At 71.3% G+C, this 26949-nt stretch carries 26 protein-coding genes and 1 tRNA gene; 18 read left to right on the forward strand and 9 right to left on the reverse strand.

The window, feature by feature from the left end; genetic code table 11:
• Positions 1-3 precede the first annotated feature (3 nt).
• The gene (locus ACFV57_RS03390) at positions 4-1011 is read right to left on the reverse strand and encodes an SMI1/KNR4 family protein (protein ID WP_385225616.1); all 1008 of its coding nucleotides are present in this window, start codon (positions 1009-1011) and stop codon (positions 4-6) included.
• A 320-nt stretch (positions 1012-1331) separates the two neighbouring features.
• Between ACFV57_RS03390 and ACFV57_RS03395 the strand changes: the two genes are divergently transcribed.
• Entirely contained in the window at positions 1332-1844 is a 513-nt protein-coding gene (locus ACFV57_RS03395; protein WP_385225183.1) for a YwqJ-related putative deaminase, read from the forward strand.
• 8 nt (positions 1845-1852) lie between these two features.
• Positions 1853-2434: an SUKH-3 domain-containing protein gene (locus ACFV57_RS03400; protein ID WP_385225185.1), complete on the forward strand. Its 582-nt coding sequence runs from the start codon at positions 1853-1855 to the stop codon at positions 2432-2434.
• A 61-nt stretch (positions 2435-2495) separates the two neighbouring features.
• On the opposite strand, the gene ACFV57_RS03405 is transcribed toward ACFV57_RS03400, so the two are convergent.
• Positions 2496-3941 carry a sensor histidine kinase gene (locus ACFV57_RS03405; RefSeq protein WP_385225187.1) on the reverse strand — a complete coding sequence of 482 codons (1446 nt, stop codon included), beginning with the start codon at positions 3939-3941 and terminating at the stop codon, positions 2496-2498.
• A 155-nt stretch (positions 3942-4096) separates the two neighbouring features.
• Between ACFV57_RS03405 and ACFV57_RS03410 the strand changes: the two genes are divergently transcribed.
• From ACFV57_RS03410 to ACFV57_RS03440, 7 genes are all read left to right on the forward strand, one after another.
• Positions 4097-4942 (forward strand): hypothetical protein, encoded by an 846-nt coding sequence (locus ACFV57_RS03410; RefSeq protein ID WP_385225189.1) that lies wholly within the window; start codon positions 4097-4099, stop codon positions 4940-4942.
• 29 nt (positions 4943-4971) lie between these two features.
• A tRNA-Gln gene (locus ACFV57_RS03415) sits at positions 4972-5043 on the forward strand.
• Positions 5044-5154: 111 nt separating this feature from the next.
• A complete protein-coding gene (gene glmU, locus ACFV57_RS03420; protein ID WP_385225191.1) occupies positions 5155-6612 on the forward strand; it encodes a bifunctional UDP-N-acetylglucosamine diphosphorylase/glucosamine-1-phosphate N-acetyltransferase GlmU in 1458 nt (485 codons plus the stop codon).
• Between the two features lie 70 nt (positions 6613-6682).
• Positions 6683-7657, forward strand: a complete 975-nt coding sequence (locus ACFV57_RS03425; protein ID WP_385225193.1) for a ribose-phosphate diphosphokinase — start codon at positions 6683-6685, stop codon at positions 7655-7657.
• 221 nt (positions 7658-7878) lie between these two features.
• Complete coding sequence (locus ACFV57_RS03430) at positions 7879-8463, forward strand: 50S ribosomal protein L25/general stress protein Ctc (protein ID WP_385225195.1); 585 nt, start codon at positions 7879-7881, stop codon at positions 8461-8463.
• A 141-nt stretch (positions 8464-8604) separates the two neighbouring features.
• A complete protein-coding gene (pth, locus tag ACFV57_RS03435) occupies positions 8605-9198 on the forward strand; it encodes an aminoacyl-tRNA hydrolase (RefSeq protein WP_385225618.1) in 594 nt (197 codons plus the stop codon).
• Positions 9199-9325: 127 nt separating this feature from the next.
• The gene (locus ACFV57_RS03440) at positions 9326-9865 is read left to right on the forward strand and encodes a hypothetical protein (protein WP_385225197.1); all 540 of its coding nucleotides are present in this window, start codon (positions 9326-9328) and stop codon (positions 9863-9865) included.
• 65 nt (positions 9866-9930) lie between these two features.
• On the opposite strand, the gene ppc is transcribed toward ACFV57_RS03440, so the two are convergent.
• Positions 9931-12708, reverse strand: coding sequence for a phosphoenolpyruvate carboxylase (gene ppc, locus ACFV57_RS03445; RefSeq protein WP_385225199.1), 2778 nt, complete (start codon positions 12706-12708; stop codon positions 9931-9933).
• A 374-nt stretch (positions 12709-13082) separates the two neighbouring features.
• Between ppc and ACFV57_RS03450 the strand changes: the two genes are divergently transcribed.
• The 6 genes from ACFV57_RS03450 (at position 13083) to ACFV57_RS03475 (ending at position 17012) form a co-directional block, all read left to right on the forward strand.
• Positions 13083-14075, forward strand: coding sequence for an acyl-CoA desaturase (locus tag ACFV57_RS03450; RefSeq protein ID WP_385225201.1), 993 nt, complete (start codon positions 13083-13085; stop codon positions 14073-14075).
• A 22-nt stretch (positions 14076-14097) separates the two neighbouring features.
• Positions 14098-14784: a TetR family transcriptional regulator gene (locus ACFV57_RS03455; RefSeq protein WP_385225203.1), complete on the forward strand. Its 687-nt coding sequence runs from the start codon at positions 14098-14100 to the stop codon at positions 14782-14784.
• Positions 14785-15075: 291 nt separating this feature from the next.
• The gene (locus ACFV57_RS03460) at positions 15076-15369 is read left to right on the forward strand and encodes a WXG100 family type VII secretion target (RefSeq protein WP_385225205.1); all 294 of its coding nucleotides are present in this window, start codon (positions 15076-15078) and stop codon (positions 15367-15369) included.
• A 47-nt stretch (positions 15370-15416) separates the two neighbouring features.
• Positions 15417-15893 carry a WXG100 family type VII secretion target gene (locus ACFV57_RS03465; protein WP_385225207.1) on the forward strand — a complete coding sequence of 159 codons (477 nt, stop codon included), beginning with the start codon at positions 15417-15419 and terminating at the stop codon, positions 15891-15893.
• A 57-nt stretch (positions 15894-15950) separates the two neighbouring features.
• The gene (locus tag ACFV57_RS03470) at positions 15951-16361 is read left to right on the forward strand and encodes a hypothetical protein (RefSeq protein WP_385225209.1); all 411 of its coding nucleotides are present in this window, start codon (positions 15951-15953) and stop codon (positions 16359-16361) included.
• A gap of 39 nt (positions 16362-16400) precedes the next feature.
• Entirely contained in the window at positions 16401-17012 is a 612-nt protein-coding gene (locus tag ACFV57_RS03475) for a hypothetical protein (protein ID WP_385225211.1), read from the forward strand.
• On the opposite strand, the gene ACFV57_RS03480 is transcribed toward ACFV57_RS03475, so the two are convergent.
• Positions 17002-17412, reverse strand: a complete 411-nt coding sequence (locus ACFV57_RS03480) for a glyoxalase (protein WP_385225213.1) — start codon at positions 17410-17412, stop codon at positions 17002-17004. The genes ACFV57_RS03475 and ACFV57_RS03480 overlap by 11 nt on opposite strands.
• Positions 17413-17458: 46 nt before the next feature.
• Positions 17459-18277 carry a trans-aconitate 2-methyltransferase gene (locus ACFV57_RS03485; protein ID WP_385225215.1) on the reverse strand — a complete coding sequence of 273 codons (819 nt, stop codon included), beginning with the start codon at positions 18275-18277 and terminating at the stop codon, positions 17459-17461.
• A 144-nt stretch (positions 18278-18421) separates the two neighbouring features.
• Here ACFV57_RS03485 and ACFV57_RS03490 point away from each other — a divergent pair, with 144 nt between their 5' ends.
• The 3 genes from ACFV57_RS03490 to ACFV57_RS03500 all read left to right on the forward strand — a co-directional run bounded on the left by ACFV57_RS03490 (position 18422) and on the right by ACFV57_RS03500 (position 22281).
• Positions 18422-18919, forward strand: a complete 498-nt coding sequence (locus ACFV57_RS03490) for a MarR family winged helix-turn-helix transcriptional regulator (protein WP_003984378.1) — start codon at positions 18422-18424, stop codon at positions 18917-18919.
• Between the two features lie 81 nt (positions 18920-19000).
• Positions 19001-19912, forward strand: coding sequence for an SDR family NAD(P)-dependent oxidoreductase (locus ACFV57_RS03495; protein ID WP_385225217.1), 912 nt, complete (start codon positions 19001-19003; stop codon positions 19910-19912).
• A 245-nt stretch (positions 19913-20157) separates the two neighbouring features.
• Positions 20158-22281, forward strand: a complete 2124-nt coding sequence (locus ACFV57_RS03500) for a beta-galactosidase (protein ID WP_385225219.1) — start codon at positions 20158-20160, stop codon at positions 22279-22281.
• 53 nt (positions 22282-22334) lie between these two features.
• On the opposite strand, the gene ACFV57_RS03505 is transcribed toward ACFV57_RS03500, so the two are convergent.
• The 4 genes from ACFV57_RS03505 to galT form a co-directional block, all read right to left on the reverse strand.
• Positions 22335-23114, reverse strand: coding sequence for a LuxR C-terminal-related transcriptional regulator (locus ACFV57_RS03505; protein ID WP_385225221.1), 780 nt, complete (start codon positions 23112-23114; stop codon positions 22335-22337).
• Between the two features lie 365 nt (positions 23115-23479).
• Positions 23480-24751: a galactokinase gene (gene galK / locus ACFV57_RS03510; protein ID WP_385225223.1), complete on the reverse strand. Its 1272-nt coding sequence runs from the start codon at positions 24749-24751 to the stop codon at positions 23480-23482.
• Positions 24748-25719: a UDP-glucose 4-epimerase GalE gene (gene galE, locus ACFV57_RS03515; protein WP_385225225.1), complete on the reverse strand. Its 972-nt coding sequence runs from the start codon at positions 25717-25719 to the stop codon at positions 24748-24750. Before galE ends, galK begins: the two co-directional genes overlap by 4 nt.
• Entirely contained in the window at positions 25716-26762 is a 1047-nt protein-coding gene (galT, locus tag ACFV57_RS03520) for a galactose-1-phosphate uridylyltransferase (protein WP_385225227.1), read from the reverse strand. The genes galE and galT overlap by 4 nt, the downstream gene beginning before the upstream one ends.
• Positions 26763-26949 lie beyond the last annotated feature (187 nt).

The raw sequence follows: 26949 nt of genomic DNA on the forward strand, positions 1-26949 counted from the left end.
GCCTCACCCCTCCACCGGAACGACACGCGCGAAGCCGCCGTCCACCATCAGACCCGCCACCGTCTCCAGCTCCGGCGGACTCCCCGCCAACTGCTGCAGGAAATCGTCGAAATCCACGCCGCACGGCAACAACAGCTCCGCCACCCGCTCCTGCACCGGCCAGCCGTCCCGGTCCCGGGCATCGTCGTACGCGCAGAACCACACCGAACCCGGCGCCTCCCCGCGCACCCGCACCGCCAGCACACCGCCCTGCACGAACCCCACCCCCAGGAAATCCTTGGTGAAGTGGTCGCGCAGACACTTGTTGACGTACACCAGATCGTTCATCGCGGCCTCGTCCCGCACCGTGAAGAACGGCTGGTCCACCAGCAGCCCCAGATCCGCGTGCAGCCCCACACCCACCGGCGCACAGCCGCCCGCCGCCTTCAAGAACGCGCGATAGGCACCCGGCAGCCGGTACCCCAGCACCTCCTCCGCCTGCCGCACCTGCTCCTCCGACACCGACAGATCCCGGTGCGGCAGCCCGAAATGCACCGGCCGGGTGTCCTGCAACGGCCGCGTACCGCGCTTGCCGTGATCCACCGCCGCCGTCGCCAGCCCACCGTGATGCCGCAACAGCGCCTTCACCTCGACCGGCACCAGCTCCATCCGCCGCGTACCCGCCACGTGATGCCACGTCCAGCCGTGCGGCGTCGCCACCGACGGCACGTCCTCCCACAGCTCGTGCCCCCGCGCATGCAGCGCCACATTCGCCGACACATAGTCCGTCAGCCGCAACTCGTCCACGCCGAAACCCTCCGGCGGCTCCGCGATCTCCGCGGCCGCCCGCGCATACGACGAGAAATCCGGAAAACCCCGCCCGTCCACCGGCACCCCCCTGGGATACCGCGCGGCACGCACCGGGTCCGGGAAATGCACGACCTGCCCGGCATAGGCCGTGTTCGGTGGCGCGGCGTGGCCCGCGACCTGAGGGCCGGGAGGTGCCCCCAGCCCGTGCCGACCTGACGTCATGGCGGTGCTCCCTGGCTGAATCCGGCTACTGGGCACAGCCTATGCCGTGCCGCAACCCACCCTCCCGCGCACGTCAACCACCCTCCCCCCGCCCCCGGCCCAACAACCCCCAGCACACACCCACTTCAACCACGCGCCCCCACCGCACACCCACCCGCCAACCCCGGCCGCACCGGCACCGGACCCGGACACAACCGTGACATCACCGACAGCCCACCCGACTTCCCCAACACCCGGGGCATTTGGCAGGCTGACCCTCCCCCTACCCTTGCGGGGGACCTCCGGCGTCCCGGGGATTCGGGGAGGGAAAAGCACTGACCATGCGCACCACGGCACACCACAACACCGCCACCGCGGGAGACCCCCGCGTCGGCTGGAGCGGCACCGCGGACGACGACCGTCCGCCCGCCCTCCACCACCGCCGCGACGGCATCCTCCCCACCGTCGGCGCCGCCCTGTCCGTACGCGGACGCACCCTCACCTGCACCGCGAGCAAAGCCGAACAGCCCCCCGCGCTCCACCACCTCGTCCAGGACTTCCTCGACACCCTCGCCACCGCCCAGCGCGAACGCTTCACCGGCCGCTGCCCCGAAGCCGTCCTGCTGAGCCGGCACCTGACCGCCGTCGAAGCCAACCGGGGAAAACGCGCCTCCCGCAAACCCCTCACCAACGGCGAAGCCCGCCGCTCCCTGAAACACTCCAAAATCACCGCCCGGCACATCCGCGAGGACGGCGACCCCCTGCACGGCAGCTACGCTCCCCCCTGTCGCTCCTGCGACGCCCTCCTCGCCTTCTTCGGCGTCATGCCCATCGGTACGCACGCAGGGAGCTGACCAGCACCATGCCCCCCACCGCACCGTCCGCGGACTCCGCAGCACCGGCCGCCGCCGCGCCCGTCGCCCCGGTCTACGACTCCTACGACCGGACCTCGGCCACCCGCTTCCCCGTCGCCGTCGACGCCGCCCTCCAGGACGCCGGCTGGCGCACCGGACGCTGGGACATCCAGCAGGCCGAACACTGGGCCGACGCCCTGCGCGCCCACGCCTCCCCCGCCGGACACCGCCACACCGTCTTCGCCGCCGCCGTCGAGGCCTGGGCCGAATTCGGCGGCCTGGACATCGTCCCCACCGGCCCCGGCCGCCACATCGCCCCCACCCCCTTCACCCTCGACCCCCTGCACGGCCTCCACCTCGCCCGCACCCTCGGCGACCTCGGCCGCGCCCTGGAAACCGACGTCGCCCCGCTCGGCCAGGAAGCCGGCGGCCAGGCCGTCCTCGCCATCGACGCCGAAGGCCGCGTCTACAGCCTCGACCACACCGGCGACTGGTACCTCGGCGCCGACATCGACCAGGCCCTGAGCACCCTCGTCCTCGGCACCCGGCCGGCACGGCTCAGCCCGGCGGGAACGACGGGACAGGACTGACGGGACGGGCCGGGACCGGCGGGAACCGGCGGGAACCGGCAGGGACCACACCCCCTGCCCCCTACCGCCCCGGCAGCACCGCCGACACCCGGAAACCGCCCGCCTCCGTCGGCCCCGACACGAACACCCCGCCCAGCCCGGTCACCCGCTCCCGCATACCGACCAGACCGTTACCACCGCTCGGCAACCCGACATCCGCCGCACCCCGCTCCGACGGACCGTTCTCCACCTGCACCGCGACCTCACCCTCACGATGCGCCAGCCGCACCCGGACCCGCGCGCCCGGCGCATGCTTGTGCACATTCGTCAGCGCCTCCTGCACCACCCGGTACACCGTCTGCTCCGCCCCCGGCGGATAAGCACCCGCCCCGGCCACACCGTCCACCGACAGCTCCACCGCCATCCCGGCCACCCGCGACTGCCCCACCAGGCCGTCCAGGTCCGCCAGCGAAGGCCCCTCACCCTCCGGCTCCGCCGTCACCACCACCGCACCACCGCGCGCCGGACCACCAGGCCCCGCACCGGCCTCCGCCGCCACCGACGCCCCGGACCGCACCCCGGCACCACCCGCACCACCGGAATCCGGCGCCGCCTGCGACTTCACCTTCGACGCCACCGCCACCAGCCGCTCCGGCTCGTCCGACACCGGCGCCGACGACCGCCCCGAGGCCCCCTCCCCCGTACGCAGCACCCCCAGCATCTCCCGCAACTCCGTCAACGCCTGCCGGCCCATGTCCCCCACCAGCCCCGCGTTCCGCGACGCCTTCTCCGGGTCCTTCAACGCCACCGCCTGCAACGCCGCCGCATGCACCACCATCAGGCTCACCCGGTGCGCCACCACGTCGTGCATCTCCCGCGCGATCCGCGTCCGCTCCTCGTTACGGGCCCACTCCGCCCGCTCCTCGGCCCGGTCGGCCAGCAGCGACAGCTCCCGCTCCAGCCCGTCCGCCCGCTCCCGCAGGCTCTCCACCAGACGGCGCCGGGCAGCCACGTACAGCCCCCACAGCACCGGCGGCGCCGTCACGACCAGCGCCACGGCCGCCGCCATCACCAGCACGAACCACGTCGGCGGATGGAAATCGGGCTCGCCGCCCACGTCCTGCCGGATGGTGAAGAAGCTGGAGACCAGCGTCCCGACCACCGACATCCCGGCCAACAGCCCCACCACCCGGCGCGGCGCGTCCGAGACCGCCAGCGAGTACAGGCCCACGATGCTCAGCAGGCCGCCCATCTGCGCCGGCGTCACCGCGATCGACACCAGCACCACGGCCACCGGCCAGCGGCGCCGCAGCAGCAGCACCGGCCCGACGACCAGCCCCAGCAGCAGCCCGACCCACGACGGCAGCCCCGCGTCCCCGGCGAAGTCCAGCCCTTCGAACGCGGTCTCCAGTGTCGAGACGACGGCCAGCGACACGTCCAGCACAGCGCTCCGCCGCCGTGGCCACCACCACGGCCCGGCGGGCGCGTCCCTCGCACCCGTTGCTTCGATTGCCCCCGTTGCGGTCATACCGACCAGCCTACGGGCGCCCGCGAGGGTTTTTCCGTCGCGCGCTCTGCACGCGAGTGCACCGTTACGGACCGGTACTGAGCATATTTCCCTCGAACTATTGAATCGTCCACATTTTCGACCCGTGCACACGCCGACGGCCCGACCCTGACGTCATGCACCACACACGACCGGACTTCGAGTCCCTGCGCGACCAGGCCGTCACCCTCCGCCGCGCCGGCCTCAGCCGCCGCCAGATCCGCGACCGCTTACACCTCCACAACAACGACATCCTCAACCGCCTCCTGGAAGGCGAACCGGCACCGGACTGGACCCGCCGCCCGAACGCGAAGGACGACCTCCGGGCGAGGGCGCGGGAGCTTCGGGGGCGGGGGATGACGTACGACGCGATCCAGGTCGAACTGGGAGTGTCGAAAAGCTCCATCTCACTCTGGGTACGGGACATGCCCCGACCGCCCAGGCGCACCCGCGAGCAGGCGTCCGCCATCGCCAGGCGCGGCTGGGAGGCGACACTGCGCCGCCGCGACGAAGAGCGGCAGCGGACGAAACGCGGCGCCGCCGACGAGGTCGGCGCGATGAGCGATCGCGACCTGTTCATCACCGGGGTCGCTCTTTACTGGTCCGAGGGCAGCAAGAGCAAGCTCCACAACCCTCAGGAGCGCGTGACCTTCATCAACAGCGACCCGGGCATGATCCAGGTCTTCATCGCATGGCTCTCGCTCCTCGGGGTCGCGCCGGAGCGCATGCAGTTCCGCGTCCAGATCCACGAGTCGGCCGACGTCGGTGCCGCCGAGCGCTACTGGGCGGATCTGGTCGGCGTCGATGTCGCCGCCTTCGCCAGGACAACACTGAAGAAACACAACCCGAAGACCGTTCGCAAGAACGTCGGCGAGGGCTATCACGGCTGCCTGGTGGTCCGAGTTCTGCAAGGAGCGGACCTGTACCGTCGCATCGAAGGCTGGTGGTACGGCATAGTGTTGGGAGCCCGGTCGACAGCCTGACGGAATGTCCGGTTTGACCGTAAATACACTCCCCTGTGGTGTAATAGGCAACACTGTCGGTTTTGGTCCGATCGTTCCGGGTTCGAGTCCTGGCAGGGGAGCAAAGCGAAGTTCGGGTCCCGACCTCCGGTCGGGACCCGCCCGCGTTTCGGCCGCAAACCGCACCGGTATCCTTCGGGTGTCCACCACCCGAAGAAGCCGAAGGGCATCCCGTGAGCGCCAACCGCCCGGCCGCCGTCGTCGTTCTCGCAGCGGGTGAGGGCACCCGCATGAAGTCGACGACCCCGAAGGTTTTGCACGCGATCTGCGGCCGCTCCCTCGTGGGGCACGTCGTGGCCGCCTCCCGCGAGCTGGACCCCGAGCACCTCGTCGTGGTCGTCGGCCACGCCCGTGAGCAGGTCGGCGGGCACCTCGCCGAGATCGACCCGGATGTGCGCACCGCCGTCCAGCACGAGCAGAACGGCACCGGCCACGCCGTCCGCATGGGCCTGGAGGAGCTGAGCGGCAGCGGTGTCTCCCTCGACGGCACCGTGATCGTCGTGTGCGGCGACACCCCGCTGCTGACCGGCGAGACCCTCAAGAAGCTCGGTGACACCCACGCCGCCGACGGCAACGCCGTCACCGTGCTGTCCGCCGAGGTCCCCGACTCCACCGGGTACGGCCGGATCGTGCGGGACGAGAACACCGGCGCGGTCACCGAGATCGTCGAGCACAAGGACGCGACGGACGCGCAGCGCGCGATCCGGGAGATCAACTCCGGGGTGTTCGCGTTCGACGCGCAGCTGCTGACCGACGCGCTGGGCAAGGTCCGTACGGACAACAGCCAGGGTGAGGAGTACCTCACCGATGTGCTGGGGATTCTGCGCGAGGCCGGGCACCGGGTCGGCGCCGCGGTGGCGGACGACCACCGGGAGATCCTGGGCATCAACAACCGCGTCCAGCTCGCGGAGGCGCGCCGGCTGCTCAACGAGCGTCTGCTGCACCGCGCGATGCTGAGCGGTGTGACGGTCGTGGACCCGGCGACGACGTGGGTGGACGTGTCGGTGACGTTCGAGCCGGACGCGACGGTGCACCCGGGTACGCAGCTGCTGGGCGGTACGCATGTCGCGGCGCACGCGGAGGTGGGTCCGGACGCGCGGCTGACGGACACGTCGGTCGGCGAGGGCGCGAAGGTGTCGTTCACGGTCGCGGACGGCGCGAAGGTCGGTCCGGGGGCGAGCGTGGGTCCGTACGCGTACTTGCGTCCGGGTACGGATCTGGGGCCGAAGTCGAAGGCCGGTGCGTACGTGGAGATGAAGAACGCGTCGGTGGGCGAGGGCACGAAGGTGCCGCATCTGTCGTACGTGGGTGACGCGACGATCGGTGAGTACACCAACATCGGTGCGGCGAGCGTGTTCGTGAACTACGACGGCGAGTCCAAGCACCACACGACGATCGGGTCGCACTGCCGGACCGGCTCGGACAACATGTTTGTGGCTCCTGTCACGGTCGGGGACGGCGCGTACACCGCGGCCGGCTCGGTCATCACCAAGGATGTGCCCCCGGGTTCGCTGGCGGTCGCGCGCGGCCAGCAGCGGAATATCGAGGGTTGGGTCGCTCGTAAGCGTCCCGGAAGCGCCGCCGCGCAGGCTGCGTCTGCTGCTGGCCAGGAGTCCGACGGCGAGCAGTGATCGTGCTCGGGTGCGCCGTGCGGGGCGTACCGTGATAAGCGCACGCAAACAGGATCTGAGGAGATTTGCTGTGACCGGGATCAAGACGACCGGCGAGAAGAAGCTGATGCTCTTCTCCGGCCGCGCCCACCCCGAGCTGGCTGAGGAGGTCGCCCACCAGCTGGGTGTCGGGCTGGTCCCGACCAAGGCGTTCGACTTCGCCAACGGAGAGATCTACGTCCGTTACCAGGAGTCGGCGCGTGGTGCGGACTGCTTCTTGATGCAGAGCCACACGGCTCCGATCAATAAGTGGATCATGGAACAGTTGATCATGATCGATGCGCTGAAGCGGGCCTCGGCCCGCAGCATCACCGTGGTCATCCCGTCGTACGGGTACGCCCGCCAGGACAAGAAGCACCGTGGCCGCGAGCCGATCTCCGCCCGGCTGATCGCGGATCTGCTGAAGTGCTCGGGCGCCGACCGCATCGTCACGGTCGACCTGCACACCGACCAGATCCAGGGCTTCTTCGACGGCCCGGTGGACCACCTGTTCGCCCTGCCGGTCCTCGCGGACTACGTGGGCGCGAAGGTGGACCGCGAGAAGCTGACCGTGGTCTCGCCGGACGCGGGCCGGGTGCGGGTCGCGGACCGCTGGTGCGACCGGCTGGACGCGCCGCTGGCGATCGTGCACAAGCGCCGGGACAAGGACGTGGCGAACCAGGTCACCGTCCACGAGGTCGTCGGTGACGTCAAGGACCGGGTCTGTGTCCTGGTCGACGACATGATCGACACCGGTGGCACGATCTGCGCCGCGGCGGACGCGCTGTTCGCGAACGGCGCCGCGGACGTCATCGTGACGGCCACGCACGGCATCCTGTCCGGCCCGGCGGCGGACCGCCTGAAGAACTCGAAGGTCAGCGAGTTCGTCTTCACGAACACCCTGCCGACCCCGTCCGAGCTGGAGCTGGACAAGATCACGGTGCTGTCGATGGCGCCGACGATCGCCCGCGCCATCCGTGAGGTCTTCGAGGACGGCTCGGTGACCAGCCTCTTCGAGGAGCAGTGAGCCGGATTCCGTAGCCCGCGGGGCGTACGGAGATCGACTTTGGGGGCGGCCTCCCCGCCGGGTAGACTCATCGAGTTGCTCGGCGAGGGAGGCCGCACTTTTCTGTGGTGCGGCGGTCCGTTATCGACGCGCTCTTCGTAGCAGGTCTGTCGTGGGCCGGGTGACGCCCCACAGATCCGTCCGGTCGTCCGTCGACCGTGCCGACTACGAGGAGTGCCGCCATGGCCGAGGTCAAGCTCGAAGCCAAGATCCGTACCGACTTCGGTAAGGGTGCCGCCCGCCGTTCGCGCCGCGAGGACATGGTCCCCGCCGTGATCTACGGCCACGGTGCCGAGCCGAAGCACATCGCCATCTACAACCACGCGCTGATGATGGCCCTGAAGACCCCGAACGCGCTGATCCGCCTGGACGTGGACGGCAAGAGCGAGCTGGTCATCCCCAAGGCCGTGCAGCGTGAGGCCATCCGTGGCTTCCTGGTCCACGTGGACTTCCTGGCCGTCAAGAAGGGTGAGAAGGTCACCGTCGAGGTGCCGATCCACACCGAGGGCGACCTGGCGCCGGGTGCCAACCTGCTGGAGCACCTGCTGAACACCCTGCCGCTGGAGGCCGAGGCCACCCACATCCCGGAGTCGGTGACCGTCTCCGTGGCGGGCCTGGACGCCGGTGACTCGGTGCACGCCAAGGACATCACCCTGCCGGCCGGTTCGGCGCTGGCCATCGACGAGGAGACCGTGGTGCTCCAGGTCGTCGCGGCGCAGGCCGAGGCGCCGGCGGAGTCCGAGGGCGACGAGTCCGCCGAGGGCTGATCGCTTCCGTAGCGCGGCGCGGGCCGGGCTCGCCCGCCGTGGCCCGTCCCGCGCGTGGTTTCGTCAACCGCCGCCCCGCACTGCTGGTGCGGGGCGGCGGTTGAGCCGTTTCACGGTTGGCTGCTGCAAGGAGACATGAGGATGACGACGGACGCCGAGGGTCCCTGGCTGGTCGCGGGGCTGGGCAACCCTGGCCCGGAGTACGCGGCCAACCGCCACAACGTGGGGTTCATGGTGGCGGATCTGCTCGCGGAGCGGATGCGCGGGCGTTTCAAGGCGCACAAGGCGCGGGCGCAGGTCGTGGAGGGCCGGATCGGTCCGCCGGGGCCGGGCAGCCGCCGGGTGGTGGTCGCCAAGCCGATGACGTACATGAATCTGTCGGGCGGGCCGGTGACGGCGCTGCGGGACTTCTACAAGGTTCCGGTGGCGAACATCATCGCGGTGCACGACGAGCTGGACATCGACTACGGGGCGCTGCGGCTGAAGCTGGGCGGGGGCGACAACGGCCACAACGGGCTGAAGTCGATCACGAAGTCGCTGGGTGCCGAGTATCACCGGGTGCGTTTCGGTATCGGTCGTCCTCCGGGCCGTATGCAGGTGGCGGATTTTGTGCTGAAGGACTTCTCCGGGGCGGAGCGCAAGGAGCTGGACTACTTCGTGGACCGGGCGGCGGACGCGGTGGAGGGGCTCGTCGTGGACGGTCTGGAGCGGGCGCAGAGCACGTACAACTCCTGAGGGTGCGGTGGGTGCGTTACGTGGTGTGACCGGTGCGGTCCGGGTGAAAGGGGACAGGGGGCGCCAGTCCTGGCGAACCGGCGTCCCAGGTTGACCGCGCGCAGTCAGATGGCCAAGGATCGCCGCCATGCCCAAGAGCCGCCCGAGCACCAAGACGCGCAGTCGTACGGTCAAGAAGCGCAGCCGCAGCCGCCGACTCGGGGAGAGCGCCTATGGGCTGCTGCTGGTCGCCCGTACGGGCCTGATGGGCGCGCTGGCGCTGCTGCTGCTGGTGGCGGGTGTGTGGACGTCGTGGAACACGGCGCAGTACGCGATGCTGGTGCAGGCGCGGGAGCGCGGCACGATGACGGTGGCGGACTGTCGCGACAATCGGTGTACGGGCCCGTACACCCCGTCGGAGGGTGCGGGCCGGCACCGGTCCAGGGTGTCGATAGCGGCGGCGACCGCCCCGGCCAAGGGTGAGCAGGTCGAGGTGACGGTCAAGCCCGGCACGACCCATGCCGTGCGTACGGGGGCGGGCGGCATTCTGCACGCGTGGGTCCCGTTCGCGGGTTCGCTGCTGCTGGCGGCGCTGGTGGTGGCGGGCGGTATGAAGCTGCGGCGCACGGCGTGGGTGATGGGGCTGATGGGCGCGGTGCTGCTGGGGGCGACGTTCGCGGCGTTGTAGTGCGTGTGTACGTGCGCTGGGGCCGGTGGCCGGGGCCTGTGGGAGGCCCCGGCCGGCCGCCGGGTTCACCCCGTGTTGCGGAGTCCCGCCGCGACCCCGTTGACGGTGAGCAGCAGTGCGCGTGCCAGTACGGGGTCGGCCTCTTCGCCCCGTTCCGCCGCGGCCCGCTGCCGGTGCAGCAGCGATACCTGGAGGTAGGAGATCGGGTCGAGGTAGGCGTCGCGGATGTGGAAGGTCTGCTTCAGTACCGGGTTGGAGTCGAGCAGTTCGTCCTCTCCGGTGATCCGGAGGACTTCCCGTACGGTCAGCTCGTGTTCGGCCCTGATCGTGTCGAAGACGTGCTTGAGCTCGTCGGGTACGAGGGTGTCGACGTAGTGCTGGGCGATCCGCAGATCGGTCTTGGCCAGGGTCATTTCGACGTTGGACAGGAAGTTGCGGAAGAAGTGCCAGTGCTCGTGCATCTCGTCGAGGACGACGTCGAGTCCGGCTTCGCGGGCGGCCTTGAGGCCCGTGCCGACGCCGTACCAGCCGGGGACGATCTGGCGGGACTGGGTCCAGCCGAAGACCCACGGGATGGCGCGCAGGCCGTCGAGTCCGGCGCCGGAGTCGGGCCGGCGGGAGGGCCGGGAGCCGAGGTGCAGTTCGGCGAGCTGGTCGACGGGGGTGGAGGCGAAGAAGTACGCGGGCAGGTCGGGGTCCTCGACGAGCTGCCGGTAGGCGCCGTGTGCGGCGTCGGAGACGGTCTCCATGGCGGCGTCCCAGCGGGCGAGCGCTTCGTCGGACTGGCGGGGCTCGGTGTGCAGGGCGGAGGCCTGGAGGGTGGCGGCGACGGTCAGTTCCAGGTTCTCCCGGGCGAGGGAGGGGACCAGGTACTTGTCGGAGATGACCTCGCCCTGTTCGGTGACCTTGATCTCGCCTTCGAGGGTGCCGTAGGGCTGGGCGAGGATCGCGTCGTGGGAGGGGCCGCCGCCGCGGCCGACGGTGCCGCCGCGGCCGTGGAAGAGGCGCAGTCGTACGCCGTGGCGGTGGGCGACGTCGCGCAGCAGGCGCTGGGCGCGGTGGATCTCCCACTGGCTGGTGGTGATGCCGCCGAACTTGGAGGAGTCGGAGTAGCCGAGCATGACCTCCTGGACGTCGCCGCGCAGGGCGACCAGGCGCCGGTAGGAGGGGTCGGCGAGCATTTCGTCGAGGAGCTGGTCGGCGATCTTGAGTTCGTCGGTGGTTTCCAGCAGCGGCACGATGCCGATCTTCGCCCAGCCGGCGTGCAGGTCGATGAGTCCGGCTTCGCGGGCGAGGACGGTGGCGGCGAGGACGTCGTCGGAGCCCTGGCACATGGAGATGATGTAGGACTCGACGACCTCGGGGCCGAAGGTGCCCTTGGCCTTGAGGATGGTGCGGAAGACGCCGAGGGTCTTGGCGCCGGCCTCGTCGAGGGGGGCGGGGCTGGGGGCGAGGGGGCGGCGCGAGCGCAGTTCCTTGGCGAGGAGCTTGCGGCGGTAGTCGCGCGGCATGTCGGTGTAGCGCCAGGATTCCTCGCCGAGGCGGTCGAAGAGCTGGCCGAGGGCGTGGTGGTGGGCGTCGGCGTGTTCGCGGACGTCCATGGTGGCGAGCTGGAGGCCGAAGGCGGCGATGGTGCGGATCGTGCGTTCCAGGCGGCCGTCGGCGACGAGGCCGCCGCGGTGTTCGCGCAGCGAGGTCTGGATGAGGGTGAGGTCGTCGATGAGCTCGGCGGTGCCGAGGTAGTCGCGGCCGGGTACGTGGGGGGTGTCGCCGGCGAGGCGGTCGCGGGTGTTGACGAGCTTCTGGCGGATGCAGGTGGCCTTGAGGCGGTAGGGCTCCTCGGCGTTCAGCCGCTTGTAGCGGGGGCTGATCTCGGGGAGCGCGTCGAGGTCCTGCTGGAGGGAGGTGAGGAGGTCTTCGGTGGCGCCGCAGTTGCGGATGGAGTTGGAGAGGGCGCCGCGCAGCTCGTCGACGTGTTCGAGGGCGTCGGTGATGCCGTGTTCGTGCTGGAGGATCAGGACGTCCCAGGTGACCTGGGGGGTGACGTTGGGGTTGCCGTCGCGGTCGCCGCCGATCCAGGTGCCGAAGGTCAGGGGGCGGGTGCCGGGCGGGAGCTGGGCGCCGGCGCGTTCGAGTTCGGCGGCGAGGTCTTCGAGGACGTCGCCGACGGCGCCGCGGCCGAGTTCGTCGAGGTAGTAGATGGCGTTGCGGGCCTCGTCGGTGGGCTCGGGGCGGGCGACGCGCAGTTCGTCGGTCTGCCAGATGAGGTCGATGTTCTCGGCGAGGCGCAGGTCGGCGCGGCGGCGGTCGGCCTGGTCCGTGCGGTCGAGGAGTTCGGCGACCTTGCGGAGCTTGGTCAGCACGGAGCGGCGGGCGGCTTCGGTGGGGTGGGCGGTGAAGACGGGCCGTACGCCGAGGTTGGCCGCGGTGGCGCGCAGGTGTGCGGGGTCGGCGTCCTTGAGCATGTCGGCGGTGCGGGCGAGGATGCCGCCTTCGGCGGAGCGCCTGGCGCGCAGTTCGCGGCCGCGGTGGACCTGCTCGGTGACGTTGGCGAGGTGGAAGTAGGTGGAGAAGGCGCGGACCAGCTTGGCGGCGGTGGGCAGGTCCGTGTCGCCGAGGAGCCGGGCGGCGGCCTCGCCGTCGGAGCGGGTCAGGGCGCGGACCTGTTCGACGAGGTCGAGGAGGTCCTGGCCTTCCTGGCGGACGAGGGTTTCGCCGAGGAGGTCGCCGAGGCGGCGGATGTCGGCGCGCAGGGGGCCGTTGTCGCGCGCGGCTTCGGCGGCGGGGGTGCCGGCGCCGGTGCGCTCGTCGTTCGCGGCGGGGGTGTTGTCGGCACTGCTCACAGGTGCGGCTCCTTGCAGTGATCTTCGTGATCTGAGCACGTCCGGGCTTGCAGGGGTGCTCCCCTGCCGGTGACGGCCGGGGAGGTTCGCGGACCGCGCTGTCCGACGTCCCCAGGATAGGTCTCCGCGGCGTCGGCGGATCACCCTGTCCGTTCTGTGGGCACCTACCTGTCCGGCGTGGCGCTCACACCTGGTTGTTGTTCATATGTGACGGAACTTGCACCGCCTGCTTGCCTTTTTCTGCCGCATTTCGGTCACCCGTTACCGACCTGTCGGACCCTTGCCCGCACTGGCGCCACTGCCATACTTACGAGACCGTAGGTTACGGTCGCGTAGCCGTAGCCGTGCCCCCGAGCCCCGACGAGGGACGCCACATGACCGCTAGCCCCGAAGTCATCGAAGAATCGCCGAAACCCGCCGAAACCCCTGCGCAGTCCGCGACGCTCGGCGGCGACAGCAAACGCTCGGTCGAGCAGATCACCCTGCTGCTGTTCATCACCCTGCCCTTCGTGGCGCTGGTGGCCGCGGTGCCGCTGGCCTGGGGCTGGGGCGTGAGCTGGCTGGACCTGGCACTGCTGGCGGCGATGTACTTCATCGGCTGCCACGGCATCACGATCGGCTTCCACCGCTATTTCACCCACGGCGCCTTCAAGGCGAGGCGGCCGCTGCGGATCGCGCTGGCGGTCATGGGGTCGCTGGCGGTCGAGGGGCCGCTGGTGCGCTGGGTGGCCGACCACCGCAAGCACCACAAGTTCTCCGACGCCGAGGGCGACCCGCACTCCCCCTGGCGGTTCGGCGAGACGGTGCCGGCGCTCATGAAGGGCCTGTGGTGGGCCCACATCGGCTGGATGTTCGACGAGGAGCAGACGCCGCAGCACAAGTACGCACCCGATCTGATCAAGGACGACGCGATCCGCCGGATCTCGCGCCAGTTCGTCCTGTGGACGGTCGTCTCCCTGCTGACCCCGCCCCTGATCGGCGGCCTGGTCACGATGTCCTGGCAGGGCGCGGCCACCGCCTTCTTCTGGGGCTCCCTGGTGCGCGTGGGCCTGCTCCACCACGTCACCTGGTCGATCAACTCCATCTGCCACGCGGTCGGCAAGCGCCCCTTCAAGTCCCGCGACCGGTCCGGCAACGTCTGGTGGCTGGCGGTGCTCTCCTGCGGCGAGTCGTGGCACAACCTGCACCACGCCGATCCGACGTGCGCGCGGCACGGCGTCATGAAGGGGCAGCTGGACTCCAGCGCCCGCCTGATCCGCTGGTTCGAGAAGGCCGGCTGGGCGTACGACGTGCGCTGGCCGAACACCGCGCGCCTCGACGCCAAGCGCCTGGACGGGGCCGCGCGCGGGGGTACCGGGCCGCGGTAGGCGGGGGAGGCATGATTGACGGGTGGCGATCGACGGCAGCAGCGTGAACGACAACCAGGGCAAGGCCCCCTCCGGCACGGGCACCCGGCGCACCCGCAGGGTGCGGATGACGGGCGCCCAGCGCCGTGAGCAGCTGCTCGACATCGGTCGCGCCCTCTTCGCGGAGCGGGGCTTCGAGGGCACCTCGGTCGAGGAGATCGCGGCCAAGGCCGGCGTCTCCAAGCCCGTCGTCTACGAGCACTTCGGCGGCAAGGAGGGCCTGTACGCGGTCGTGGTGGACCGCGAGATGCGCCAGCTGCTGGACATGGTCACCGGCGCCCTGACCGCCGGCCACCCCCGCGAGCTCCTCGAACAGGCCGCCTTCGCCCTCCTCGACTACATCGAGACGTACACCGACGGTTTCCGCATCCTGGTCCGCGACTCCCCCGTCGCCCAGTCCACCGGTACCTTCGCGTCGCTGATCAGCGACATCGCCACCCAGGTCGAGGACATCCTGGGCCTGGAGTTCAAGGCCCGCGGCTTCGACCCGAAGCTGGCCCCCCTGTACGCCCAGGCCCTGGTCGGCATGGTCGCGCTGACCGGCCAGTGGTGGCTGGACGTCCGCAAGCCGAAGAAGTCCGAGGTCGCCGCCCACCTGGTCAACCTCGCCTGGCACGGCCTGGACGGCCTCGAACCCAAGCCCCGCCTCATAGGCCACCGCCGCGCCTGACCGGGCCCGATCACCCCTTCTCAACACCTCCCCCCTTCACCATCACCCCCCAAACTCCCCAAACTCCCCGAATACCCCTCACCACCACAGCACTATTTTCACACCCTTTACTTCCCCTTGGCCAAATTCACCACCACCACGCGATATATTCGCCGCACCCATTCCTCAGCAGTCGTCTCGCCCCCGACTCGATAACCGCAAGCCGGCGTCGTAACCTCTCCCCCATACGGCATTCGAGGAATGGCCCGGCCGTAAAGGCTGCACGCCACGCCACGGGGGGAGAACTGCGACATGGCGAATGATTTCCGTATCGACGTCGAGCGCGTACAGAAAATGCTGACAAAGCTCTCGGACGCCGACGACCGCATGCGGGACGCCCAGAAGCGCCTGAACAAGGTGGGCCCGAAGGCCCTGGGCACCGACGGCCTCGACGACGCCTGTGACGAGTTCCAGGACCAGTGGGGCGACGGCATCAAGCGCATCGCGGACGCCGCCAAGGACATCCACGAACGCCTCAAGGCCACGCTGGACGCCTACAAAGCCGGCGAAGAGGAAAACCGCAAGATGCTCAGCGGCAAGAAGTAGCCGCCGGCCCGGCCTGCCACAAAACTTTCACATCAGGGGGAGAACGCATGTCCTGGCGGAGCATGTTCATCGAGGACGACTCGGCGTGGCCCGGCGTCGGTTTCAATCCGGCCAAGGGTGACCTGCACGCGATCCAGGCACTGGCGTCCGACGTCAAATCCGTGGGCGACGAGCTGGACGAGCTCGACCAGCTGCTCAAGTCCGTCGGCAAGAGCGACGGCGCCTGGGAGGGCGAGGCGGCGCAGAACTTCGCGAAGAAGCTCGGCGAGCTGCCCAAGTACCTGGAACAGGGCAGCGAGTCCATGCACGACTGCGCGAAGGCGCTGCGCGGCTGGCACACCCACCTGCAGACCTTCCAGGACAAGGCCGAAAAGATCGAGGCGGAGGCCGCCCCGGCCCGCAAGCAGGCGGACGCCGACCGCGACCACTTCAACGATCTCTACCGCCAGTACCAGCCGTCCTCGATGCCGAGTGGTCGCCCACCGGTCAGACGCTGCCCGTGCAGCAGTCGCAGATTCAGGTAGAACGGGGACGCGTGGTCACGTTTCCTGTCCCGGTTCTTCCGCGCGTTCACCAACGATGTGCCGTCCACGCATCGGGGCACATCCGTCGAAGGCCCCTCCCTGAGGGGTAAGCGCCAGAAGAACAAGGAACCGTTCTTCGGCGGGTGGGACAGCCTGGCCGGGCAGTTCCTGATCGCCGGGCAGCCGCGGTCCAAGACCGGCGCGGCCGCCGTCGTGGCCGTCACCGATGTCTGCATGCGTTTCGTCTACGTCCAGTACCGGCGTGTGCGCGGCGGGTTCGGGGAGGCTGTCGAGCTGGGCGCCTCCTTCCCGCGCGAAGCCCTGGTCTGGACCCGACGTCACGAGCCGAAGAACGAGATGCAGTTCGGGTTCTCCGACGGGTCCTGGGGGACGCTGTTCGTCGCCGACGAGGATGCCTTCATGGCGTATTTACCGAAGACGCTCGGCCGTGAAGTTCCCATTCCGTGACTCCCCCGTCATGACCATTCGAAGGAAGAGATAACAGTCTTGATTCCCGAGCTGGAAAAGAAGGTTGCCGCCGTGCTCCCCGCCGGCGAGGCGCTCGTGGGGGCTTTTCGGGTTGAGCGTACCGAGGAGGGTGATGGCAGTGTGCCGCGTCGCAGGCGGCCGAAGGTGTTGGGCGGGCGGGGTGGGGTGGGGGATGTCGTGGCGAGGTTTTTTCGGTTTTTCTACTGCGTGGTGACCACCGATGTGCCCGCTTTGCAGATCCCCACGGTCTCGGACGACCCCGCGCAGCGGGAGCGGCGGCAGCGGAAGAAGGGGTTGTTCTTCGGGACGTGGGAGGGAATGGCGGGGCGGTGGATGGCGGCCGGGCAGCCTCGGTGCATGCCGGGGGTGAATACGGTGGTGGCGGTCACCGAGGGGCATCTGCGGTTCGTGTACGTGCAGTGTGCGCGGTTGTCCGGGAAGCTGGGGGCCGTGGAGACGGGGGCGGTGTTCCGCCGGGGTGATCTTGTCTGGACCCGGCGGCACAATACGGCCGGCGATATGCAGTTCGGGTTCGCGGACGGGTCGTGGGCGACGCTGACGGTTCCCGGTTTCCAGGATCTCGTCCGGGTGTTTCCCGGAACGCTTGCGCCCAAGGACCCTATTCCGTAGGGGCGGGCGTATTCCCCGTAGCCGTAGAGCTGCCCGGAGTCCGCGGCTCCAGGAATTCCAGCCGGTTGCCGACCGGATCGTGGGTGTAGAAGCGCTCGTGGTCCGGGAGGTTGTCGTCCCAGGTGATGGGGGTGTTGTGGGTGGTGAGGCGGGTGGCGTGGGTGTGGATGGCGGTGACGCGGAAGGCGGGGTGGGCCTTTTCGGCGGGGTGGAAGTCGGGGTCGATGCCCAGGTGGAGCTGGGTGGCCGGGCCGGCCTCGAACCAGCATCCGCCGCGGCCGGCGAGCGATGCCGGTTTGGGGATTTCCCGCAGGCCGAGGACGCCGCCGTAGAACGCGCGCAAGGCGTCCTCGCTGCCGGGTGGCGCGGCGAGCTGGACGTGGTCGAGGCCGGTGATCATGGCTGGTTCACCTCCGGGTCGGGCAGGAGAGGGGGCCGGCGGCGGCCTAGTTCTCCTTGTGGGCCACCACGAATATGCGGCGGAACGGGAAGACCGTGCCGTGCGGACCGGGCGGGTAGGACTTGCGCAGCAGGTCGCGGTACTGGGAGAGGAATTCGTCGCGGGCCGCCGGGTCGTCCTCCAGGACGGTCAGTACGGGGCGCAGGGCGGTGCCCTTGACCCAGTCGAGGACCGGGTCCTCGCCCTGGAGGAGCTGGACGTAGGTCGTCTCCCAGGCGTCCACCGCGCAGCCGAGCGCGGTGAGGCGCTCCAGGTAGGCGGCGGGGGCGAGGATGTGGACGAAGCGGCGGCCGTGGCCGCCGAGGCGGTCGCGCCATTGGGGTTCGTCGCACAGGTCGCCGAGCAGGGCGTGGCTGGGCGAGGTGAAGTTGCCGGGGACCTGGAAGGCGAGGGTGCCGCCGGGGGTGAGGCCGTCGACCCAGTCCGGGAAGGATTCGGGGTGGTTGGGGACCCATTGCAGCGCCGCGTTGGAGACGATCAGGTCGAAGGGTTCCGCGGGGCGCCAGTCGGTGGCGTCGGCGGGGCCGAAGTCGAGGTGGCCGCCGCCGGAGGTGGGCCCGGCGTACAGTTCGGCTTCCTTGAGCATGTCGGCGGAGCTGTCCAGGCCGGTGATGTGGGCGTCGGGCCAGCGGTCGGCGAGCTGGACGGTGACGTTGCCGGGGCCGCAGCCGAGGTCGGCGATGCGCGCGGGGCGGTTGCGGTTGGGCAGCTCGGGTATGCGGGCGAGCAGATCGTGGAACGGGCGCGTGCGGTGTCCGGCGTGGCGCAGGTACTGCTGTGGATCCCAGGTTGGTGCGACGTGCATGTTCGAACCCCTTCAGCTGATGCAGGGTTGGTACAGGCCACGCGAGCGCAGCGTGAGCCCCTCGCCGACGATGCCCAATAGTCCACGGAAATATATCTTGACGTCAAGAGACTTCACGTCGACAGACCAACTACACTGATCGACATGGAGGACGAGGTCGACCGACTGGTCGCAGCATGGCGCCGGGAGCGCCCGGACCTCGACGTGGAGCCGCTTGAGGTCCTCAGCCGCATCAGCAGGCTGGCCAGACACCTCGACCGCGCCCGCCGCCTCGCCTTCTCCGAGGTGGGTCTGGAGCCCTGGGAATTCGACGTGCTCACCGCGCTGCGCCGCGCGGGGGCCCCGTATCAATTGTCCCCCGGCGCGCTGCTCACGCAGACCCTGGTCACCTCCGGCACGATGACCAACCGCATCGACCGGCTGGCGAAGAAGGGCCTGGTCGAGCGGCTGCCCGACCCCAGCGACCGGCGCGGCGTGCTGGTCCGGCTGACTCCGGAGGGGCGCGAGGCGGCCGACGAGTCGCTGGCCGGACTGCTCACCCAGGAGCGCGCGATCCTGGCCGAACTGTCCCACCAGCAGCGCGGCGAACTGGCCCGGCTGCTGCGCCAGTTGACGGCTCCCTTCGACAACACGCCGGGCTGACGGCCGTCCGTCCACGGCCGGCGGACCCGGCCCGCCATGTCCTCTTGCCCCGCCCCCGCCCGTTGGGCTTGGATCGCGACCATGAGCCAGCACGGCCCGCGGGGCCAGCAGGGGCACGAGGGACGGCAGGGACACGAGGGACGGCAGGGGCAGTACGACCGGTCCGGGCGCCATGGACAGCACCCACACGGAGCGTATGAGCGGCACGGGCGCCGACGGCCCGCCGGGGCGCCGGACGGCGCGCGGTTCCTGGGCCGTACGGTCCTGGTGACCGGCGCCGCCGCCGGGATCGGGGCGGCGACCGCCGACCGGCTGGCCGCCGAGGGCGCGCAGGTGCTGCTCCTGGACATCGACGACGAGCCGGGCGAGCGCACCGCCCGCCGTATCCGCGCCCTGGGCGGCCGGGCCTCGTACGAGCACTGCGACGTGGCCCGCGAGGAGCACTGGCAGCGCGCCGTGCACGCCGCGCGGCAGCGGTACGGGCCGGTGGACGGCCTGGTCGGCAACGCCGCCCTCCAGGGGCGGCACGCGCCCGCCGACCTGGCCTCGCCTGCGGACTGGGACCGGCAGCTGGCGGTGAACCTGACCGGCGCCTTCCTGGGCGTGCGGGCCGTGCTGGCGGATCTGCGGGAGCGGCGCGGCGCGGTGGTCCTCACGTCGTCGGTGCAGGCCCGCTTCGGGCTGCCGGGCCGTCCCGCGTACGCCGCGTCGAAGGCGGGGCTGACCGGGCTGGCGCGCCAGCTGGCCGTCGAGTACGGGCCGGAGGTGCGGGTGAACTGTGTGCTGCCGGGGCCCGTGCTGACGCCCGCGTGGGACACCGTCGGGGAGGCGGACCGGCGGGCCAGCGCCGGGGAGACGGCCGCCGGGCGGCTGGGGCGCCCGGAGGAGGTGGCGGCCGCCGTGGCGTTCCTGCTGTCCGACGACGCGTCGTACGTGACGGGGACGGACCTGGTCGTGGACGGCGGCTGGAGCGTCGTCAAGAACTCGTCCTGACGGCCGGGAGGCCGTAGCGCCGGCCGAGGCCGTACGCCCGTGAGCCCGCCCCGCAGGCCCGCCTCCCATCCCGAGCCCACCCCCCCATGCCCCCGGCGAACGCGCCGCCCCGCTTCGCGGCCGGATGTGCGCGGTGCGGCGCCCGCGTCCGGGAATCATGACGGTACGGGCGGCACGCGCCGCGCACGTACGGCCCCGCGCCGCCCGCAGCTCGTGCCGGTACACGTCGCGACCAAGGGAACCCGATGGGCATCCATTTCGGTGCGGACTACAACCCCGAGCAGTGGCCCGAGGAGGTGTGGGAAGAGGACCTGAGCCTGATGAAGCGGGCCCACGTCACCATGGTCACCGCCGGGATCTTCTCGTGGGCGAAGGCCGAGCCCCGGCCCGGTGCGTACGACTTCGACTGGTTCGACCGGGTCATCGACGGTCTCGGCGGCGCCGGCATCCGCGTGTGCCTGGCCACCATGACCGCCTCCCCGCCGCCCTGGCTCACCCGCGCGCACCCGGAGGTGCTGCCGCAGGGCCCGGACGGGCAGCGCCGCTGGCCCGGCGGACGGCAGCACTACTGTCCGTCCAGCCCCGTCTACCGCGACCGCGCGGTCCGCCTCGTCGAGCGGCTCGCCGTCCGCTACGCCGGGCATCCGGCACTGGCCATGTGGCACGTCGGCAACGAGTACGGCTGCCACACCCGCCAGTGCTTCTGCGACGTGTCGGCCGCGGACTTCCGGGGCTGGCTGCGCGCGCGGTACGGGAACGTGGACCGCCTCAACGACGCCTGGTCGACGGCTTTCTGGTCCCAGGCGTACACGGATTTCGAGGAGGTGCTGCCGCCGCGTACCGCGCCCACCTTCCCCAACCCGGCGCAGCAGCTGGACTATCTGCGCTTCAGCGACGACGCGCTGCGCCGCTGCTATCTGGCGGAGAAGAAGGTGCTGGGCCAACTGAGCCCCGGGGTGCCGGTGACCACGAACCTGATGCCGTTCCACAAGCCGGTGGACGCCTTCGAGTGGTCGCACGACATGGACGCGATGGCGCTGGACTTCTACCAGGACCCCTTCGACCCGCAGACGCACCTGAAGGCCGCGTACACCTTCGACCTGATGCGGTCGGCACGCGGCGGGCAGCCCTGGCTGCTGCTGGAGCAGGCGCCCGGCGCGGTCAACTGGCGGCCCCGCAACGGCCCCAAGCCGCCGGGCGCGATGCGTCTGTGGAGCTGGCAGGCCGTGGCGCAGGGCGCGGACGCCGTCCTGTACTTCCAGTGGCGGCAGTCGCGCGGCGGCGCGGAGAAGTTCCACTCCGCGATGGTGCCGCACGCCGGTACGGACACCCGGATCTTCCGCGAGGTGACGGAGCTGGGGCGGGAGCTGGCGTCCGTACCGGAGATCGCGGGGACGCGGATGGTGCGGCCGACGGCGGCGCTGGTGACGGACTGGGACAGCTGGCGGGCCCTGGAGCTGGACTCGCACCCTTCGACGGCGCTGCGCCTGCCGGACCTGGCGGTGGCGCACCACCGGCCGCTGTTCGAGGCGGGCGTGGCGTGCGATGTCGTGCCGCCGGACCGTGACCTGTCCGGCTACCGGCTGGTCGTCGTGCCGAATCTGTACCTGCTGCCGGAGTCCGGGGCGCGGCGGCTCGCGTCCTACGTGCAGGGCGGCGGGCACCTGTTGGTGTCCTTCTTCTCCGGTGTCGTGGACGACTGCGACCGGGTGCATCCCGGTGGCTGTCCGGGGCCGCTGCGGTCGCTGCTGGGGCTGCGGGTGGAGGAGTTCTGGCCGCTGGACGAGGGCGCGACGGTGCGTGTGCGGGGCCTCGCGGGGGTACGGGGGCGGGGCACCGAACCGGGTGACGCGCCCGGTGGCGAGCCGGGCGGCGGCACGGGACGCGCGGGAGCGGCGGCGGGCGCCTGGGAGCTTCCGGCCGGTTCGGCCGACCTGTGGTCGGAGGCCATCCGTCTCGAAGGCGCCGAGCCCGTCGCGGAGTTCGCGGACGGCCACCTGGCGGGCCGGCCGGCCGTGGCCCGGCACGGCTACGGCGCGGGCACGGTGACCTATGTCGGCACCCGGCTCGAACCGGCGCTGATGCGGACCCTGATGGACGGCGTACGGGCGGCGGCGGGCGTGCGGCCGGTGCTGGCCGGTCTGCCCCCGGGCGTGCAGGCCACCGTCCGCGAGGGCGCCGCCGGGCGCTTCCTCTTCCTGCTCAACCACGGCGCGCGGGCGGCCGACATCACCCTGCCCTGCCCGATGGCCGACGCGCTCGCCGGGGCGCGCGGAGAGCGGGTGGACCATACGTACCGGATCACGCTGCCGGCCCGCGGCGTGGCCGTGCTGAAGGACCTGCACCGGGCGGTGCCCGCGGACGCCTGACCGGGGCCGGCCGGTGCCGGGCGGCGCGGCGCGGGCGGCCCCCGCGCCGCGTCTCAGGTCAGCGCGGAGGCCGCGGCCGTGGCCGGTTCGAGCTCCACCGGCCCCACGCCGGCGCGCCGCGCCAGCGCCACGGCGGCGAGCGTCGAGTGCACGCCCAGCTTGCCGAGCACGTTCTGCATGTGCGTACGGACCGTGTGCGGGGACAGGAACAGCCGCTCGGCGACCGCCTTGCGGCCCAGCCCCGCCACCATGCAGCGCAGCACCTCGCGCTCGCGCGGGGTCAGCGACTCGACCAGCCGCTCGCTCTCCGTACGGTGCTTGCGCGCCGCCGTCAGTTCCCGCAGCACGCCGGTGAGCAGCGCGGGCGGCAGATGCGTCTCGTCGCGCAGCACGCCGCGGATGACGGCGAGCAGGCGGGAGAGCGAGCAGTCCTTGGCGACCCAGCCGCCGGCGCCCGCCTGAAGGGCGAAGGCGGCCCGGCGCGGGTCGTCCTTCTCCGCGAGCACGACGGTACGGACGTACGGGTACGCCGTGCGCACGCCCGCGACCAGCGAGATGCCGTCCAGCGGGCCGCCGTCCGAGGCGCCGTCGCGGCCCGGCGCCGGCCGGTCCGGTACGGATGCCAGCGGTGCCGTGACGGTGCCGAGGTCGGCGTCGATGAGCATCACGTCGAAGCGCCGGCCGTCCGTGGCCGCCCGCTCCAGGCTGCGCAGAGCCGCCGGTCCGCTGCCGGCCGCCGCCACGTCCACGTCCTGTTCGGCCGCGAGTGCGGCCGCCAGGGACTCGGCGAAGATGCGGTGGTCGTCGACCACCAGAACCCGGATGCGTTGCACTGAGACCCCCTGTCTCGGGGAACGGACCAAGTGGGCACGACGCCCGGGACAAAGGCCGACGCAGCCGCACAGCCGCCGCCGTGCCGCATGGCTACCCCACCCCGGGCGTCGTACCCGACTGTCTCGCCCCCTGATCAGCACCGGCCCCCACCGGTGCTGGGACTCAGAGTACGGACGGGGTGCGGCAACGGAAGGCTATTGGCAAAACTGCCCGGCCCAAGTGTTCAGGGTGGGGCCAGGCGGCCGTCGAGGGGCGGAAGTCGACAGGGTTCGTCTCAATACGATCGGCCCGGGAGCGGGCCCGGGGCGGGCCGGAGGGGGGCCGGGGGCGGGCCCGCGTCCGTGTCCGCCCCCGGTACGGGACCTCACACCAGCCGCCGCGCCCCCGCGCTGGGAACGGCCGGAAAGATCCGCGGCGCCGCGTGTCCGGCCGCCGCGAACGCCTCGGTGATCCGCGCGGCGACGGTGTCCGCGGCCGGTTCCTCGACCAGTACGACGGCCGAGCCGCCGAACCCGCCGCCCGTCATCCGGGCCCCGAGCGCGCCAGCGGCCCCGGCCGCCTCGACGGCGAGGTCCAGCTCGGGGCAGGAGACCCGGAAGTCGTCGCGCAGGGAGGCGTGGCCGGCGGTCAGCAGCGGGCCGATGGCGCGGGTGTCACCGGCGTCCAGGCGGGCGATGACGTCCTCGACGCGCCGGTTCTCGGTGACGACGTGCCGGACGACGGCCCGGACGTCGGGACCGGAGCCGGGGCCGGGGGAGCCGCCCTCGGGACCAAGGGGGCCGCCCTCCTGACCGTCCTCCGACGCGGCCAGACGCCTCAATGCCTCCGGCAGATGCGCGTACTGCACATCGCGCAGCGCGTGTACGCCGAGCGCCCGCGCACCGCGCTCGCACATGGCGCGCCGCTGTGCGTACGCGCCGTCGCCCAGCTCGTGTTTGACCCGGGTGTCCACGACCAGCAGCCGCAGCCCCTCCCCCGCCAAATCGAACGGCACCTGCCGCTGGGTCAGGTCGCGGGTGTCCAGGAACAGCGCGTGGCCGTCCGTGCAGCAGGCCGCGGCGGTCTGGTCCATGATTCCGCAGGGCACGCCCACGAAGGCGTTCTCGGCGCGCTGTGCGAGCTGCGCCAGGCGCTGCCGGGTGAGCCCGAGGCCGTACAGGTCGTCGAGGGCGAGCGCGGTGACGACCTCCAGGGCGGCCGACGAGGACAGTCCGGCGCCGACCGGGACGGTGCTGTCGTAATGGAGGTCGGCGCCGCCGACGGGCAGCCCGGCCTCCCGCATGGCCCAGACGACGCCCGCGGGGTAGGCCGCCCAGCCGCCGTCGGGGGCCGGGCGCAGGGCGTCCAGCCGTAGTTCGACGGTCTGGCCGTCACCGCTGCTGCCGCCGTCGCCGGAGTGCACCCGCAGGACGCCGTCGGTGCGGGGCGAGGCGGCGGCGAGGGTGGTGTGCGGCAGTGCCAGCGGCATCACGAAGCCGTCGTTGTAGTCGGTGTGTTCGCCGATCAGGTTGACGCGGCCGGGCGCCGCCCACACCCCGGCGGGGGCGGCGCCGTACACCTCGCGGAAGCGCTCGGCGGTCTGCCGGGCGCGGCGGTCCTGGTCCGCGGTGGTGCGGCCGGTGTCGGTGCGGGTCATGGGGTGGCGGCCTCCCTGCGCCGGGCGAACTCCCAGGCGTCGGCGACGATGTCGGCCAGATCCGTACGGCTGGGGCGCCAGCCGAGGCGGTCGACGGCGGTCTGTGCGGAGGCGACGAGGACGGCGGGGTCGCCGCCGCGGCGGGCCGCGGTGATCTCGGGTACGGGGTGGCCGGTGACCTTGCGGACGGTCTCGACGACCTCGCGTACGGAGAAGCCGTTGCCGTTGCCGAGGTTGCAGATCAGGTGCTGTCCGGGTGCCGCCGCTTCGAGGGCGAGCAGATGGGCCTCGGCCAGGTCGGCGACGTGGATGTAGTCGCGTACGCAGGTGCCGTCGGGCGTCGGATAGTCGTCGCCGTAGACGGAGATGGCCTCCCGCTTGCCCTGGGCGACCTGGAGGACGAGCGGGATCAGGTGCGACTCGGGGTCGTGGCGTTCGCCGCAGTCGCCGTAGGCGCCCGCGACGTTGAAGTAGCGCAGCGAGACGGCGGCCAGGCCGTGTGCGGCGCACTCCCCGGCGATCATGTGGTCGACGGCCAGCTTGGAGGCGCCGTAGGGGCTGGTGGGCGCGGTGGGCGCGGACTCGGTGATCGGGGTGGTCTCGGGTTCGCCGTAGGTCGCGGCGGTCGAGGAGAAGACCAGGGTGCGCACGCCCGCGCCGCGCATCGCGGCGAGCAGGTCCATGGTGCCGCCGACGTTGTTGCGCCAGTACTTCTCGGGGTCGGTCACGGACTCGCCGACCTGGGAGAACGCGGCGAAGTGCAGCACCGCGTCGTAGGAGGCGTCCAGGTAGCGGGCGGCGTCCTGGACGCGGCCCTCGACGAAGCGGGTGCCGGCCGGGACGCCCTCGCGGTGCCCGGTGGACAGGTCGTCGAGGACCGTGACGGTGTGTCCGGCCTCGACCAGGTGGGCCGCCACGACGCTGCCCACGTATCCCGCGCCGCCGGTGACCAGGTACTTGTTGCTCACTCGCTCGCTACCTCTCGCAGTCGCTCGGCCGCAGCCTCCGGCGGCACATCGTTGATGAACACGTTCATGCCGGATTCGGAACCCGCGAGGAACTTCAGCTTGCCGGAAGTACGGCGGACGGTGAAAAGCTCAAGGTGGAGCGCGAACTCGCCGCGGTCGGCGGCGTACAGCGGCGCCTGGTGCCAGGCGGAGATGTACGGGGTCGGCGGCTCGTCGGGGCCGAAGATCCGGTCGAAGCGCCGCAAGACTTCCAGATAGACCTGTGGGAACTCTGTGCGCGCGTCCTCGCCGAGGGCGAGCAGGTCGGGGACGCGGCGCTTGGGGTAGAGGTGGACCTCGTACGGCCAGTGCGCCGCGTACGGGACAAAGGCCGTCCAGTGGTCCGCGTCCAGGACGACGCGGCGGCCGTCGGCGCGCTCGTCGGCGAGGACGTCGTCGAAGAGGTTGCGGCCGCCGGTTTCCTCGCGGTGGGCGGCCAGTCGGTCGAGCATCCGCTCGGTGCGCGGGGTGGTGAAGGGGTAGGCGTAGATCTGGCCGTGCGGGTGGCCGAGGGTGACGCCGATCTCCGCGCCGCGGTTCTCGAAGCAGAAGACCTGCCGGACGCCAGGGTGCTGGGAGAGTTCGGCGGTGCGGTCGGTCCAGGCCTCCAGGACGAGCGCGGCCTGCTCCTCGGTGAGGTCGGCGAAGGACGCGTCGTGGTCGGAGGTGAAGCAGACCACCTCGCAGCGGCCGGTGTCGCCGGCCAGGGAGGGGAAACGATTCTCGAAGACGGCGACGTCGTAGTCGGCCGCGGGGATCTCGGTGCTGCGGCCGTCGCGGGAGGGGCACAGCGGGCAGGCGTCGGCCGGCGGGTGGTACGTACGGCCCTGGCGGTGCGAGGCGACGGCGACCGCATCGCCGAGCAGCCGGTCGTGGCGGATCTCGGAGGCGGTGGAGACCGGGTCGAGCGGCCGGCGGTCGGTGTCGTCGCGCACCACGTCGTCGCGCAGGTCGTAGTAGATGAGCTCCCGGCCGTCGGCGAGCCGGGTCATCGTCTTCTTCACTGGAGCACTCCTAGGCACACAGCCACACCCACCAAACACAAACACACACAATGAAGCACAACTCAACAAGCCCGTCAACGCCGACGCCGGCCGGGTCGGCAACCGGAGATTTACCGACAAATCACCCGCCTCCATCACGATCCCACGACGAGAACGAACAAAAGTCTTCAGTTTCTGAACGACCGCG

The sequence above is a fragment of the Streptomyces sp. NPDC059788 genome (assembly GCF_042732265.1).
In the GTDB taxonomy this organism is placed as follows: domain Bacteria; phylum Actinomycetota; class Actinomycetes; order Streptomycetales; family Streptomycetaceae; genus Streptomyces.

What these genes read in the sequence shown, in the direction of transcription:
- ACFV57_RS03390 (WP_385225616.1), bottom strand. Translation starts at nt 1,011, where the DNA reads ATGACGTCAGGTCGGCACGGGCTGGGGGCACCTCCCGGCCCTCAGGTC.
- ACFV57_RS03395 (WP_385225183.1), top strand. Translation starts at nt 1,332, where the DNA reads ATGCGCACCACGGCACACCACAACACCGCCACCGCGGGAGACCCCCGC.
- ACFV57_RS03400 (WP_385225185.1), top strand. Translation starts at nt 1,853, where the DNA reads ATGCCCCCCACCGCACCGTCCGCGGACTCCGCAGCACCGGCCGCCGCC.
- ACFV57_RS03405 (WP_385225187.1), bottom strand. Translation starts at nt 3,941, where the DNA reads ATGACCGCAACGGGGGCAATCGAAGCAACGGGTGCGAGGGACGCGCCC.
- ACFV57_RS03410 (WP_385225189.1), top strand. Translation starts at nt 4,097, where the DNA reads ATGCACCACACACGACCGGACTTCGAGTCCCTGCGCGACCAGGCCGTC.
- ACFV57_RS03430 (WP_385225195.1), top strand. Translation starts at nt 7,879, where the DNA reads ATGGCCGAGGTCAAGCTCGAAGCCAAGATCCGTACCGACTTCGGTAAG.
- pth (WP_385225618.1), top strand. Translation starts at nt 8,605, where the DNA reads ATGACGACGGACGCCGAGGGTCCCTGGCTGGTCGCGGGGCTGGGCAAC.
- ACFV57_RS03440 (WP_385225197.1), top strand. Translation starts at nt 9,326, where the DNA reads ATGCCCAAGAGCCGCCCGAGCACCAAGACGCGCAGTCGTACGGTCAAG.
- ACFV57_RS03450 (WP_385225201.1), top strand. Translation starts at nt 13,083, where the DNA reads ATGACCGCTAGCCCCGAAGTCATCGAAGAATCGCCGAAACCCGCCGAA.
- ACFV57_RS03460 (WP_385225205.1), top strand. Translation starts at nt 15,076, where the DNA reads ATGGCGAATGATTTCCGTATCGACGTCGAGCGCGTACAGAAAATGCTG.
- ACFV57_RS03465 (WP_385225207.1), top strand. Translation starts at nt 15,417, where the DNA reads ATGTCCTGGCGGAGCATGTTCATCGAGGACGACTCGGCGTGGCCCGGC.
- ACFV57_RS03480 (WP_385225213.1), bottom strand. Translation starts at nt 17,412, where the DNA reads ATGATCACCGGCCTCGACCACGTCCAGCTCGCCGCGCCACCCGGCAGC.
- ACFV57_RS03485 (WP_385225215.1), bottom strand. Translation starts at nt 18,277, where the DNA reads ATGCACGTCGCACCAACCTGGGATCCACAGCAGTACCTGCGCCACGCC.
- ACFV57_RS03490 (WP_003984378.1), top strand. Translation starts at nt 18,422, where the DNA reads ATGGAGGACGAGGTCGACCGACTGGTCGCAGCATGGCGCCGGGAGCGC.
- ACFV57_RS03495 (WP_385225217.1), top strand. Translation starts at nt 19,001, where the DNA reads ATGAGCCAGCACGGCCCGCGGGGCCAGCAGGGGCACGAGGGACGGCAG.
- ACFV57_RS03500 (WP_385225219.1), top strand. Translation starts at nt 20,158, where the DNA reads ATGGGCATCCATTTCGGTGCGGACTACAACCCCGAGCAGTGGCCCGAG.
- galK (WP_385225223.1), bottom strand. Translation starts at nt 24,751, where the DNA reads ATGACCCGCACCGACACCGGCCGCACCACCGCGGACCAGGACCGCCGC.